Source organism: Ekhidna sp., assembly GCF_965247405.1.
Taxonomy (GTDB): Bacteria; Bacteroidota; Bacteroidia; order Cytophagales; family Cyclobacteriaceae; genus Ekhidna.
On sequence record NZ_OZ252014.1, the window covers coordinates 59727 to 71833 of the forward strand.

Annotated in this window: 15 protein-coding genes; 9 read left to right on the forward strand and 6 right to left on the reverse strand. The window is 40.4% G+C overall.

Annotation, left to right across the window (positions count from 1 at the left end; genetic code table 11):
* The first annotated feature begins 23 nt into the window (after positions 1 to 23).
* The 5 genes from ACP14Y_RS00285 to ACP14Y_RS00305 are packed head-to-tail and all read left to right on the forward strand — an operon-like array spanning position 24 to position 4348.
* The gene (locus tag ACP14Y_RS00285; RefSeq protein WP_424960967.1) at positions 24 to 461 is read left to right on the forward strand and encodes a hotdog fold thioesterase; all 438 of its coding nucleotides are present in this window, start codon (positions 24 to 26) and stop codon (positions 459 to 461) included.
* A complete protein-coding gene (locus ACP14Y_RS00290; RefSeq protein WP_424960968.1) occupies positions 462 to 1625 on the forward strand; it encodes a chorismate-binding protein in 1164 nt (387 codons plus the stop codon).
* A gap of 2 nt (positions 1626 to 1627) precedes the next feature.
* Positions 1628 to 1879 carry a PLDc N-terminal domain-containing protein gene (locus ACP14Y_RS00295; protein WP_424960969.1) on the forward strand — a complete coding sequence of 84 codons (252 nt, stop codon included), beginning with the start codon at positions 1628 to 1630 and terminating at the stop codon, positions 1877 to 1879.
* On the forward strand, positions 1879 to 3519 hold the full coding sequence (gene menD, locus ACP14Y_RS00300) for a 2-succinyl-5-enolpyruvyl-6-hydroxy-3-cyclohexene-1-carboxylic-acid synthase (protein WP_424960970.1): 1641 nt from the start codon (positions 1879 to 1881) through the stop codon (positions 3517 to 3519). Before ACP14Y_RS00295 ends, menD begins: the two co-directional genes overlap by 1 nt.
* Entirely contained in the window at positions 3500 to 4348 is an 849-nt protein-coding gene (locus tag ACP14Y_RS00305; protein ID WP_424960971.1) for a 1,4-dihydroxy-2-naphthoyl-CoA synthase, read from the forward strand. The genes menD and ACP14Y_RS00305 overlap by 20 nt, the downstream gene beginning before the upstream one ends.
* A 21-nt stretch (positions 4349 to 4369) precedes the next feature.
* Here ACP14Y_RS00305 and ACP14Y_RS00310 read toward each other — a convergent pair whose 3' ends face one another.
* The 3 genes from ACP14Y_RS00310 to ACP14Y_RS00320 are packed head-to-tail and all read right to left on the reverse strand — an operon-like array spanning position 4370 to position 7307.
* Positions 4370 to 5293, reverse strand: coding sequence for a FecR family protein (locus tag ACP14Y_RS00310; RefSeq protein WP_424960973.1), 924 nt, complete (start codon positions 5291 to 5293; stop codon positions 4370 to 4372).
* A gap of 57 nt (positions 5294 to 5350) precedes the next feature.
* Positions 5351 to 6757 (reverse strand): carboxypeptidase-like regulatory domain-containing protein, encoded by a 1407-nt coding sequence (locus tag ACP14Y_RS00315; protein ID WP_424960974.1) that lies wholly within the window; start codon positions 6755 to 6757, stop codon positions 5351 to 5353.
* Positions 6747 to 7307: an RNA polymerase sigma-70 factor gene (locus ACP14Y_RS00320; protein WP_424960975.1), complete on the reverse strand. Its 561-nt coding sequence runs from the start codon at positions 7305 to 7307 to the stop codon at positions 6747 to 6749. The genes ACP14Y_RS00315 and ACP14Y_RS00320 overlap by 11 nt, the downstream gene beginning before the upstream one ends.
* A 101-nt stretch (positions 7308 to 7408) precedes the next feature.
* Between ACP14Y_RS00320 and ACP14Y_RS00325 the strand changes: the two genes are divergently transcribed.
* The 3 genes from ACP14Y_RS00325 to ACP14Y_RS00335 all read left to right on the forward strand — a co-directional run bounded on the left by ACP14Y_RS00325 (position 7409) and on the right by ACP14Y_RS00335 (position 9414).
* Entirely contained in the window at positions 7409 to 8329 is a 921-nt protein-coding gene (locus ACP14Y_RS00325; protein WP_424960976.1) for an AMP-binding protein, read from the forward strand.
* Positions 8326 to 8976: a hypothetical protein gene (locus tag ACP14Y_RS00330; protein WP_424960977.1), complete on the forward strand. Its 651-nt coding sequence runs from the start codon at positions 8326 to 8328 to the stop codon at positions 8974 to 8976. The genes ACP14Y_RS00325 and ACP14Y_RS00330 overlap by 4 nt, the downstream gene beginning before the upstream one ends.
* An 81-nt stretch (positions 8977 to 9057) precedes the next feature.
* Positions 9058 to 9414: a DoxX family protein gene (locus ACP14Y_RS00335; protein ID WP_424960978.1), complete on the forward strand. Its 357-nt coding sequence runs from the start codon at positions 9058 to 9060 to the stop codon at positions 9412 to 9414.
* A gap of 68 nt (positions 9415 to 9482) precedes the next feature.
* Here ACP14Y_RS00335 and ACP14Y_RS00340 read toward each other — a convergent pair whose 3' ends face one another.
* The 3 genes from ACP14Y_RS00340 to ACP14Y_RS00350 all read right to left on the reverse strand — a co-directional run bounded on the left by ACP14Y_RS00340 (position 9483) and on the right by ACP14Y_RS00350 (position 11637).
* Positions 9483 to 10532: a PA0069 family radical SAM protein gene (locus tag ACP14Y_RS00340; RefSeq protein ID WP_424960979.1), complete on the reverse strand. Its 1050-nt coding sequence runs from the start codon at positions 10530 to 10532 to the stop codon at positions 9483 to 9485.
* Between the two features lie 21 nt (positions 10533 to 10553).
* Complete coding sequence (locus tag ACP14Y_RS00345; protein ID WP_424960980.1) at positions 10554 to 11105, reverse strand: rhomboid family intramembrane serine protease; 552 nt, start codon at positions 11103 to 11105, stop codon at positions 10554 to 10556.
* 70 nt (positions 11106 to 11175) lie between these two features.
* A complete protein-coding gene (locus tag ACP14Y_RS00350; RefSeq protein ID WP_424960981.1) occupies positions 11176 to 11637 on the reverse strand; it encodes a hypothetical protein in 462 nt (153 codons plus the stop codon).
* 145 nt (positions 11638 to 11782) lie between these two features.
* On the opposite strand from ACP14Y_RS00350, the gene ACP14Y_RS00355 reads away from it, so the two are divergent.
* Complete coding sequence (locus ACP14Y_RS00355) at positions 11783 to 12106, forward strand: Hpt domain-containing protein (RefSeq protein WP_424960982.1); 324 nt, start codon at positions 11783 to 11785, stop codon at positions 12104 to 12106.
* The last annotated feature ends 1 nt before the right edge of the window (position 12107 follow it).

Consider the following 12107-nt stretch of genomic DNA (forward strand, 5'->3'; position numbering starts at 1 on the left):
GTTTATCTTGGTTTGCTGAACAAATGGCAAAAGAAAGAATTTTTCCCGACTACCTGGAACTTGTTGCGTTAAACAACATGTCAGAAGGCTGTATGGTTGAGCATCTGGGCATAAAATTTACCGAAATCGGACCGGATTACCTGAAGGCAACCATGCCCGTAGATCACCGAACAAAGCAACCCATGGGTTTGTTACACGGTGGAGCGTCAGTAGCGCTTGCTGAAACCATGGGAAGTGTCGGGGCAACAGTAACTATTGACCTGGAAAAGCAGCATGCTGTAGGACTGGAAATCAACACCAATCACATCAAATCTGCACGCGCTGGTTTTGTAACGGGTACTGCTAAACCTATCCACTTAGGTCGCGGCACACAGGTTTGGGGAATCGAGATTCATAATGAAAACGGTCAACTAGTGGCCATCAGTAGGATTACAATGGCTATTTTAGATCGAAATAAATAAGTGACAGAATTAGCAACCATATTACAACTTGAGAAGCCGGATATCCTCATTCGTCAGTTAGAACAGGCCGGCTATGCGTTTGCCGTTTGGAAAAAGCCCGGAGATGAAGATATTCGTACGTTTATTTCCTTGAAAGAAGTAACGCAATTGGAAAGCTTTCAATTAGATGACCTTGAGGCAGGGTTTCTGATCAACGCTTATAGTGATAATCATCCGATAAAGCCATTTCATATCGCTGCAGATTTGATTATTCATTCAAATGAAATCGCAGTAGCTCCGAATGTGAGTGACTCGCAGATCGATGCATTTAAAGAACGAATTAAAGATACCAGGCTGATAAAAAACAAAGGCAATAATCCAAAAAACGAAGACACGTTCAATTCGTTTGAACAGTCCGTAAGTAAGGCCATTGCTGAAATTAAGAAAGGGACCTTTGAAAAGGTGGTATTATCCCGTTACAGAGATGAGACATTACCCGATAATTTTTCTTCCTGGTCGTTTTTTCAAACCATTTGTGAGAAGTATACCAATGCTTTTTGTAGCATATCTCACATACCTGGGAAAGGTTTATGGATTGGTGCAACGCCTGAGTTGATGATATCTGATAACTCTGAACGATTTAAGACGGTTTCTCTGGCCGGAACCAAACCCCTGAGTGATGGTCAGCCATTGAGTGAAATCGCCTGGACGCAGAAAGAAATAGAGGAACAGGCGATGGTGAGCAGATATGTTATCAACTGCTTTAAAAAGATACGGTTACGCGAATTTCATGAGCATGGACCCAAGACAGTGAAAGCAGGTAGTCTGGCTCATCTAAAAACGGAATTTATCGTGAACTATGAAGAGGTTCAGTTTGAAGAACTTGCAGATCAAATGCTGGAACTCCTTCATCCTACCTCGGCCGTTTGTGGAATGCCGATTGATCAAACAAAACCCTGGATCCAGCAGGAGGAACAATACGACAGGGAGTTTTATTCAGGGTTTTTAGGTCCCGTGAATTTCGAGAATTCAACTGACCTGTATGTAAACCTGAGGTGCATGAAGATGATAAATGGAAACGTAAGGTTTTTCGCCGGGGCTGGAATCACTGAAGATTCTGATCCTCACAAGGAATATGAAGAGACAGAAATGAAGATGAATATTCTTAAATCTAAATTACTCTGACAATGGAATTATTTGAATTTAGTAATCAAACCCTGATGATTCTGGGAGGATTCTTTTGGGTTGCTGTCTTTCTTTGGGTTTGGGCATTAATTGATATTTTCAGACTCAGTAGAAATAGTCATGAAAGTCCTGCTCCCTGGTTGTTACTGATCATATTATTCCCCATCCTGGGTTCCATACTGTTCTTCCAGATTGGAAAAAGGCGTATGAAGGAGAGTAAACGTACTTTTGATCCAAAATTTAATCAAGATTAGTGCTTCACCCAACCGTCTTTAACACAGCACAAGTTTGCTCACAGCTTGGAGTGAAGCATGCTGTGATGTCTCCTGGCTCTAGAAATGCCCCTTTGACCATTTCCTTTGCACGTCATGAAGGCATTAAAAAGTGGATCATCCCGGATGAACGATCTGCAGGTTTTGTTGCTTTAGGAATTGCCCAGGAAACAAATACGCCGGCTGTCTTATGCTGTACCAGTGGATCTGCACTACTAAACTATGCTCCTGCAATTGCAGAGGCTTATTATCGTGAAATTCCGCTGATCATCATGTCGGCAGACCGGCCACCAGAGTTGATTGATCAACGAGATGGTCAGACCATCAGGCAATTTGAGGCATTGAAAAATCATGTGAAAGGCTCCTGGAGACTCCCGATTGTGACTGACCAGTCTTGCGCTGAAGAATATGAACAGTCCTTGATAGAAGCATTACATATATCGGGCGAGTTGCCCAAAGGACCGGTTCACATCAATATTCCGTTCAAAGAACCTTTCTACCCTGATGCAGGTCAGGATTTGAAGTTCGAAGAGGTTCCGATCCCTGATTCGGTCGTTTCTGTCACCCAAAGTGGGGTCAGTCTATCCATAACAGATTCGAAGAAAATACTCATCCTGATTGGGCAGCAGTTAGCAGATGAAGACTTAAATAATCAGCTCCAACAAATTTCAGAAAGGATTCCGTTCGTTAAATCACCACTCAATAATCTGGTGGATGGAATAGACCATGTAGACGTATTCATCGAGGGTAAAAATGAGCTAACACCTGACCTTTTGATTACTTCCGGTTTATCAGTGCTCTCCAAGAAGCTAAAGTTGTTCATCCGAAAGTATAAACCAAAACGTCACATCCACTTCGATCCTGCCGGTGTAAAAGTGGACACCTATGACTCAAATCCACAGTTCATCAAAAGAAATCTCAGCGACTTTATCGATCAGCTGATTGAGCATGAGGTGAATGCAGAATACATTGGTGAATGGAAAAAACTAGAGGAACGCACCAAAGCTGCTATTGAAGACTTTATCAGGCGGGCTCCTCATAGTGAAACGAAAGCCGCTCATTCTATTTTAGAATCCATTCCAACGAAATCGAATCTGCATTTAAGTAACTCTATGCCAGTTCGTTATGCGGATCTATTCGGAGTAAAAAATAGCATCAATGTCTACTGCAATAGAGGAACCAGCGGTATAGACGGGTGCACTTCAACAGCTGTGGGAGCCAGCCTCGTATCCGATGAAACTAATGTCCTGGTTACAGGAGATTTGGCATTTCTATATGATCGTAATGCATTCTTTCATAACTACGACTTACCCAACTTAAGGATCATTGTGCTGAACAATCAAGGAGGTGGAATTTTCAGATTGATTGATGGCCCGTCTAAGCTCCCGGAGCTTGAAACGTACTTTGAAACGAGGCATAATCGAACGGCAGAATATATTTGTGCTGAAAACGGATTTGAATACCTCAAAGCTGCTGACGCGGAATCCTTACAGGAGCATTTAAAAACATTCTACATGCCTTCTAAATCAGCTAAAATCCTGGAAGTATTTACAGATCCGGAGGTAAATCAAAGAGAATTTAAAGCATTAAAAACCCAAATAAATGAGCGTATCAAAAATTGATTGGAAAGAAGCAGAAGGCTTTGAGGACATCACTTACAAAAAGTGTGGCAAGGTAGCCCGCATTGCATTTAACCGTCCGGAAGTACGCAATGCTTTCCGGCCTAAGACAGTGGCCGAATTATACAAAGCATTTTTGGATGCACGCGAAGATGTAAACATTGGTGTGGTACTTCTCAGCGGCGAAGGACCGTCTCCAAAAGATGGCGGTTGGGCATTTTGCAGTGGTGGTGATCAAAATGCCAGGGGACACCAGGGCTATGTAGATGAAGATGGAATGCCCAGACTCAATATCCTGGAAGTACAACGTCTGATTCGCTTTATGCCTAAAGTGGTGATTGCTGTTGTTCCAGGCTGGGCGGTTGGTGGTGGCCACAGTTTGCATACCGTGTGTGACTTGACGCTAGCGAGTAAAGAACATGCGATTTTCAAGCAAACAGATGCGGACGTAACCAGCTTTGACGGAGGTTATGGATCAGCCTACTTGGCAAAGATGGTTGGACAGAAACGAGCTCGTGAGATCTTCTTTTTAGGTAGAAATTACTCCGCTCAGGAGGCTTTTGAGATGGGGATGGTAAATGCCGTAATTGATCATGATAAGTTGGAAGATGAAGCGTACCTATGGGCGCAGGAAATTTTGGCTAAGTCCCCTACTTCAATCAAAATGCTGAAGTTTGCATTCAACTTAACAGATGATGGCATGGTAGGTCAGCAGGTATTTGCCGGAGAAGCAACCAGACTGGCTTACATGACAGATGAGGCGAAGGAAGGCAGAAACGCTTTCTTAGAGAAACGCAAGCCGAATTTCAATGATATCAAGTGGATTCCTTAACCAGGAATAAAAAAGGGGTGTTTAGCACCCCTTTCCTTTTAATGTCGCTTTACCGTTTGAATATTCATAATCTACACCAAAGGTTCGTGCGATAATCTCTATTGCATCCTTGGCTTTTTTCTTATTGAACTTGGCAGTGAGCTTGCATTGCTTAAATGCCTGATTTTCAAACTTCACTTCAATGCCGTAGACATCTTCCAATACGGTTTTGACCTCAGCCATCGTATTTTCTTCGAACGTGATAATCTTAGTTTTCCATGCCAGGTAATTCAGATCACTATTGTTTCGTTTGATAATGCCTTTGTTATTTGTTGATACAAGCCCCATTTCTCCTTCGGAGAGTTTTACGGATACTTCATCTCTTCCTAAAATTGCTTTGGAAAATTCAACCAGTCCGGACTCTACACATACTTCAGTCGTGTTGTCGGTGCTCTTTACAAGGAAAGATGTACCTAAAACCTGCACTTTGGCATTTTCCGTATGGATGATAAAAGGTCGAGATTCATCTCGATTAATATCAAAATATGCCTTGCCCGTAACCCTAACCTCTCTGATGTTTTCATTTATCTTAATGATGTCTAAAGAAGATGCCCCATGAAGCGCAACCTTACTTCCATCGCTTAGTGCAGTATTTGTGAAATTGACCTCACCTGAATTTTGGTTAAGTATGAATAACAGGGAAATAGCCAGAACCAGAACCGCTGCACTTGCATACTTCACCCAACTTTTCAAAATAAAAGGAACTTGTTTAGCTTGAGGTTCCTTCAAAATTTCATCTAAAACATGCTTTGGAGGAGTGAGTTCCGGCTGGGTGGCAGCCCAAACATTTTTAGCTTCAAAAAACGCATTAGCATTTGTTTCTGATTCCGATCTCCAGCTTTCAACCAATTCGATTTCGTCTTTGGTTGCTTCTCCCGTAAAATATTTTGCTAGTACTTCTTCCATTCTTTTCTTATCGTCTGGTTATTAACAACTTACAGCGTCATCACCCCTAAATCTTTTTTACAAATCTTCAAACTTGGGATCGTAATTTATTGGCACCAAATCAGCGGTTCGCTCCCATGACCAGTACCCGTATGTTGTCATCCCAAATCTATCAATTACTTCGCCTGTCAAATCTAGTCTAACTGAGCGTTTTAATAACTTCAAAACAGAAAGTTGATTCCCTGGATTCTTCACTAAAACACCATTCCTATCAATTAAATGACCATAAAGGATGGGAACAGATTCACTCTTATTCAAAAATGCCATACTTTCCTTTTCTTTTCTATATTCAATAAGTAGAAAATTTTTAAAGTCTAGCTCATAATGATCACCCTTAAAGAGGATAATGTCTGACTCACTCAACACATCTGATTTTTCCATTTCAAAGTTTTCAAGGCTCTTCAAATGGTAAATTCTAAAACCCTCTTTTTGAAGTTCGTTTTTAAGCAATGCGCTTTTGAAATGATTGAATGAACCCTCATACCCTTCTTTTCTATTCCTTTTCCACTCCCTTCGCTCTCTCCCATTTAATGGATCCAGATTTCTAAATCTGATTTTACCTCTAAACCTTAAGTCAGACTCTCTCTTTCTAAACGACTCCAAAAAATAACTTATTCTATATCCAAGTGCATCATTTCTAATTTGCAGTGGGTGTTGTGAGAAAGCCGTCAATGTATTCGATACATTATCATAGGTGAAGTTTAATACTTCCGGATTTTCGATGGTGCAATTATTCGAATTTTCTGATTGACCAATCAATTCTTCCCTAAATGTCTGGTAATAGGTTTGCCAGCTATTTTCACTTCTATTGATTCTATTGGAAATAACTTCAACCTCTTCAAGTTGACCCAGATCAATTTCCATCTGGTGATTTTGGATTCTTGCACCTCCATTATATTCAGAAATCTGATATACTGCGTATTCATATCCAACGTGCGAAAACACGAGATCGTAGTATCCAGGCGGAATACCTTCCAGCTTATAATTGCCATCGATATCGCTGGAAACGCCAATGGTGGTCCCATCAAGAAATACATTTGCATCATGGAGCGGTTGACCAGATTCATCATACACTGTACCGGAAATAGTGAAGATATTTTTCTTCCTTTTGATTATCTGTTCAGGTGGCTCATAATTGAGTATGATTTGATCTTTAAAAAACGAATACTTTAATCCTGTACCGACCAGAAGTTTAGATAGAAATTGATCTATAGGTGTATTATCCGCTGTAATTGTATATAGACTGCCTTTAGGTAGAAGGTCAGAATTGTAACTAAAAAAATAATTGGTTTGGACACTTAAGCTATCAAATATTACCTCAAGCGGGACATCATTGAATGAACCATTTACAAGGTCACTTTTTCGTTTTTGAGCCATTGCTGAAAGTGTCAGCACACACAAAACAAGGCAGAGGCTAGCTCGCATCTCTAACTAGCTTTTTCAGATCCTGTAAACTCTCCCTGAGTACTTTCAGCGCCTTCCCCATTTGCACTTCTACGGTTTTTACAGATATCTCTAAATGATCGGCTATTTCCTGATATTTAAGACCCTCGAATCGGCTTAGTTTAAAAATCTCTGCACAGCGGGGAGGAAGCTTATCTATTTCCTCATTGATTCTGTTCCTCAATACATCAGGATCTTCTATATCGAACTCATTTTGATAGGAGGACTCCATTGTCTGAACAACGTATTGGCGATAGCCATCTTTTACTTTTTCATGTTTGATCGTATTCAGGCATGAATTATGGACCGACCGATACAAATAACTTTTTATTGAAGAATCTTCCGAAAGACTGTCACATTTTTCCCAAAACTTCACGAATACATCCTGAACAATTTCTTCCGCTTCTTCTTTGGTGTTCATGAAGCGAGAAGCGTACAAAACCATAATTGAATAGTATTGATTAAAGACGAGTCCGAAAGCCCTCTTATCTTTGTTGATCAAACGATTTACTATAACCTCTTCGTTTTCCAAGCGCAGTGATTGTTAACTCTAAAAATTTTGTTCTAAAGTTAGAAGAAATTCTAAAAGATGATCTTCCAACAGAAAGATATAACGAGAGCGAAAATATTGTGTTGGAATTAATCAGAAGCTGGCATTCCGGACAAAGATATTTTACTCACTATACATCAGGTTCAACAGGAAGACCCAAGAAAATCGTAATTGGTAGGGATAAAATTGAAATAAGTGCAAAGTCAACCTTGTCTGCAATTGACCCGAATCGTAAAATAAAAAATGCACTCCTCTGTCTAAATCCTTTGAACATAGGGGGTGCAATGGTCGTCTACAGATCATTGCTTTATAACCTCGACCTCACTATCATAGAGCCATCGACTACCATAATGGATGCTATGGATAAGGATCTAATCTATGACCTGACCTCTATGGTGCCTATGCAATACAGAGGTCTCAGCAAAAATGATCTGACCAGATTTAGGAATATTCTAATAGGTGGAGCTCCAATGGCGGTGGAAAAAAGGGTGTTGAATTCAAACATCTATTCCACTTATGGTATGACAGAAACTGTATCCCATATTGCCCTTAGAAAACTTTCGGAGGAAGCATTTACAACCATCGGAGATACGGTGGTAGACATCTCTGAGAAAAAGACATTAAAAATAAAGGGTAGTATTACTGACAACCAGTGGTTGGAAACAAATGATATTGTAGATATTCAATCAGACAGGACGTTTAAGTGGCTTGGTAGAGTAGATTTTGTCATCAACTCCGGAGGGATCAAAATAAATCCTGAAATGATTGAAGCTCAGCTGGAGGATCAGATTAAACAAGAGTTTATTGCCACTTCTTTACCTGATGATACTCTTGGCAGAAGGTTGGTGCTGCTGATTGAAGGGGACAATCAAATGCTTGATTTTTCTACCCTGGAAAAATACCACCAACCTAAAGAAGTCTTTTTCAATCAAAAGATATTCAAGACGGCCAATAACAAAATTGATAGAAAGAAAACACAAGAACACTTCGAATCGACTCTATGAAAATCACCATTTCATATCAACCACAGCTACAACCGCCTCCTTTTGTCTATGCAGCGGTGCTTTCTGTTGATACTGTTGACATGGATGCAAAGCTGGATTTGGAATATCTGGATCGGGATACGGTATCTGATGATGAACTTAGCGCAGAAGGTTTTACACATGATGATGATTTCCATTGGACAGGGAAACTCAATCAAAAATGGAAACATGACATTGAGGGTTTAACAAAACTTGACATGCATTCAGAGCCCGATGCAGAAATCTATGCACATGTTGATTTAAACGGAAGAGCACTTGGATTTCCGAAAGACATCACTCATTCCGACCTTATTTTTCAGGAAATTTTACAAGCTATACTGGAGCAGGCCAAAATAGAAATGCCACTGACGATGATATGCTATGTTAATAATGATAAGCTTGATATGAGTTGGAAGTTTTCAAAAAGGGAACTCAAAGTGAATAATAAAGAAAGTGAAAACTGGAATGTAGGGAGAGAGCTAATCAAACTAATCTATAGCCTGGATTTTGAAGCACTAAAGCATACTAAAAAACCTGAGGATGGAAGCGTGAACATTGGCGATGAGCTTTGGTACCATATGCCGGCAGAAGTTGTTTCCGAGCTGAAGTCTTTGATCCGTAGGTTGTAAGGGTTAGCGTTTTGTGATTGGCCTTCAAAAATCCTATCTTCAAGTTGGATTAACATCTTTTTCAACCTTTAACTCAACCAAATGAAAAGCTTAGGATTTTTAGGAAAACTCATGTATGCCGGACCCATGGCAATGTTCGGAATATTTCACCTAATGGGCGCCAATGATATGCAGGGCATGGTTCCAGATTTTTTACCTGCACCAGTGATATTTGTTTACCTAACAGGTGTGGCTCTGATACTAGCGGCCGTTGCAATAATAATTGGAAAAAAAGCCAAATTGGCCACCCAACTTTTAGGGTTGATGCTGACACTATTTGCCGTCTTAATACACCTTCCTGGATTTATGGAAGGGGGCCAGGCGGCCACATCCAATTTTCTCAAGGATTTGGCTCTTGGCGGAAGCGCATGGTTCATGAGCATCCACTTGAGTGACTAAAGAAACTATCCAAACCTGGATAAGTATGAAGAGAGAGGTCCCGGTTGTATTGTCGGGACTTTTTCTTATTAAAACAAACTATAAGCACCTCCCCTCCTAAAATGGGAAGTTTCCAGCGGAGTAAAGCTCTTTGCACCAAAGTATTTTCGTTTACTCACTTCAAACAGATTGCGTATTATTTCCGATATCTTCCCATCCCCTTTAATTCGTCTGCCAAACGCCGTATCGTTTACATTTCCACCATGCAAATCCTGAATTTGATGCCACACTTTTTCAACCCTATCCGGAAAGTTCTTTTGAAGCCAGTCGTAAAAAATCTTTCCAATCTGTCCATTTAACCTGACAACCGTATAGCTGGCAAAGCTGGCACCTGCGTTGGCTGAGTTTTTTAAAATATCGGGAATCTCATGATGATTAAGACCGGGGATAATGGGCGCATTCATCACTCCAACAGGGATGTTATTCTCTGCTAGTTTTTGCATGGCTATCAGCTTCTTTTTAGCACTGGCTGTCCTTGGCTCCAGTTTTTGTCGGAGCTTTTCATCCAGGGAGGTGATTGAAAAAATAACCTGAACCAAATTGCTTTTGGCTAGTTCGCTGAGAATGTCAATATCCCGTGTAACCAAAGCATTTTTAGTGATGATGCCTACCGGGTGCTGATATTTATTGAAAACCTCCAACAATTTCCGGGTCAATTCAAACTTTCGTTCGATGGGCTGATAGCAATCTGTATTGCCGCTCAACATGATTGTCTTAGGTTTATATGACGGTTTCAGGAATTCCTTCTCTAGCAATTGAGGTGCTTCCGGTTTTACGATGATTTTTGTCTCAAAATCTAATCCCGCACTAAAACCCCAATACTCGTGTGAGTTCCTTGCATAGCAATACACACACCCATGTTCACAACCCTGGTAGGGATTTACTGATGCTGACAGCCCAATATCTGGGCTCTTATTCGTAGAAATGATTTTTTTTGGCGTCCCTTTGAATAGCTGAGTCCGTGGTTTTTCAGTTAATAGTTCTTCGTCCAGACCGTCTGCTGATTCAGTTGAAATAACATGTGAGGCAAACTTATTTGGAACGTTAATCTGCGCACCCTTCCCTTTTAAATAATCCATGAAATAAAATTACTAATATATTTAGTAATTCAATCTCTTTGATTTGGAAAAGGTGAATGCACTTGCTAATCCTACCACCGCCCCCATAAGATGGGATTCCCAGGAAATGCGATCGTCAAAACTAAAAAGACCATAGGCTAACCCCCCGTATAGGAAAATCATGAAGGCACTGATAATTACAGACTTAAAATTCCGTTTGAATAAACCGAAGAACACCAGAAAAGAAGCTAATGCATAAATCAATCCACTAGCACCGATATGGTAGAACGGCCTTCCGAAGATCCAGACCAGCATATTGGTGAAGAAATATGCATGTAGAAATACCCTCGGAGCTATTCTTGGGTAGAAAAAGTACAAACTTCCTCCTAAGACAAGCAATGGAATGGTGTTAGATGCCAGATGGTTAAAGTTTCCATGGAGCAATGGAGCCATTGCAATGCCAATTAAGCCGGACACTTCTCTAGGGTAAATGCCTAAGTATCCAAGGTCAATCCGTGTATAAAATTCAATCGTAAAGACCAGCCACATAAAGAAGCACAATCTAAGTGGAGGGACAATTCCTGATCTAGGCATAGGGTAAAATAAAAAAAACCCTGATCTTGGAGAAGTCAGGGTTTGGTTTCTTGATCAAGAAAAGCAGGTGCTATTCTATTTCTTTCAACATCTTCAGCTCCATTAGTCTGGCCTCTTCATAGCTAACCGATAGGTAGCCAAGTACTCCTCCTGAAGCTTCTGCGATCTTCTTAGCAAGGTCTTTCAGACTCGCAATAAGTTTGATTGCAAAATTCTTTTCCACTTTTTGTAAAATGAAATTTAACTTTCTCAGTTCAGTGGTGATAGCAGAGATACGAGCATCTGTTCCTGAAGGAAGCTGATCGATCAAAGCATTAAAGTTTTCCTCAAATTTTTCACCTACGAGCTTGTAGTAGGCCGCCAGCTGCTCACGTGATCTACTCTGTTTTGTTCGTGCTACATCAATAGCCTCTCTCCTCTCTGATTTATCTATTTTACCATCAGCTCCGGCAATTAAAATTGCTACATATACAGGGGCCTTAAGTAATACCTGTATCTCGTCTTCTCGTAGTGGTTCAAATTCTGGGATCATTCCTTTTTTGTGTATTTCAAATTTTTGGCTCGAAAATACAAAAATATTTCTCCTCTTTTACCGACACACCCACTAAAATTTGGCTATGTTTTTTACCTAGATGTTTTGATAACATGTTAGATTTAAAGTCAGGATTAAGCAAACTATGGTTAAGATCGATTTCACCTATTTAGAAGTACTCAGCGAGGATGACGAAGACTTCAAGGATGAGTTTATAGAAACCTTTGAAAGTACCTACGTATCCCTGGTGCGCAAAATGAGAGAGGAGTTAGCAAGTGGGAATATGGATCAGCTCTCAAAGTCAGCTCATCAGCTAAAGCCATCAGCTAAAATGATATCCTTGCCTTGTGCCGAAACTTTGGAGGATATCCAATACCATCCCGAGAATGCTACTGAGGAGCTCTTAACTGATATCCACGATCAGTGTGAAGATGCTTTAAAACAACTGAAAGATTGGATTGGACGCTAAT

Bases quoted from the DNA above. Each gene is read 5' to 3' on its own strand.
- ACP14Y_RS00285 (WP_424960967.1), top strand. From the start codon at position 24: ATGGCAAAAGAAAGAATTTTTCCCGACTACCTGGAACTTGTTGCGTTA.
- ACP14Y_RS00295 (WP_424960969.1), top strand. From the start codon at position 1,628: ATGGAATTATTTGAATTTAGTAATCAAACCCTGATGATTCTGGGAGGA.
- ACP14Y_RS00305 (WP_424960971.1), top strand. From the start codon at position 3,500: ATGAGCGTATCAAAAATTGATTGGAAAGAAGCAGAAGGCTTTGAGGAC.
- ACP14Y_RS00310 (WP_424960973.1), bottom strand. From the start codon at position 5,293: ATGGAAGAAGTACTAGCAAAATATTTTACGGGAGAAGCAACCAAAGAC.
- ACP14Y_RS00315 (WP_424960974.1), bottom strand. From the start codon at position 6,757: ATGCGAGCTAGCCTCTGCCTTGTTTTGTGTGTGCTGACACTTTCAGCA.
- ACP14Y_RS00330 (WP_424960977.1), top strand. From the start codon at position 8,326: ATGAAAATCACCATTTCATATCAACCACAGCTACAACCGCCTCCTTTT.
- ACP14Y_RS00335 (WP_424960978.1), top strand. From the start codon at position 9,058: ATGAAAAGCTTAGGATTTTTAGGAAAACTCATGTATGCCGGACCCATG.
- ACP14Y_RS00340 (WP_424960979.1), bottom strand. From the start codon at position 10,532: ATGGATTATTTAAAAGGGAAGGGTGCGCAGATTAACGTTCCAAATAAG.
- ACP14Y_RS00345 (WP_424960980.1), bottom strand. From the start codon at position 11,105: ATGCCTAGATCAGGAATTGTCCCTCCACTTAGATTGTGCTTCTTTATG.
- ACP14Y_RS00350 (WP_424960981.1), bottom strand. From the start codon at position 11,637: ATGATCCCAGAATTTGAACCACTACGAGAAGACGAGATACAGGTATTA.
- ACP14Y_RS00355 (WP_424960982.1), top strand. From the start codon at position 11,783: ATGGTTAAGATCGATTTCACCTATTTAGAAGTACTCAGCGAGGATGAC.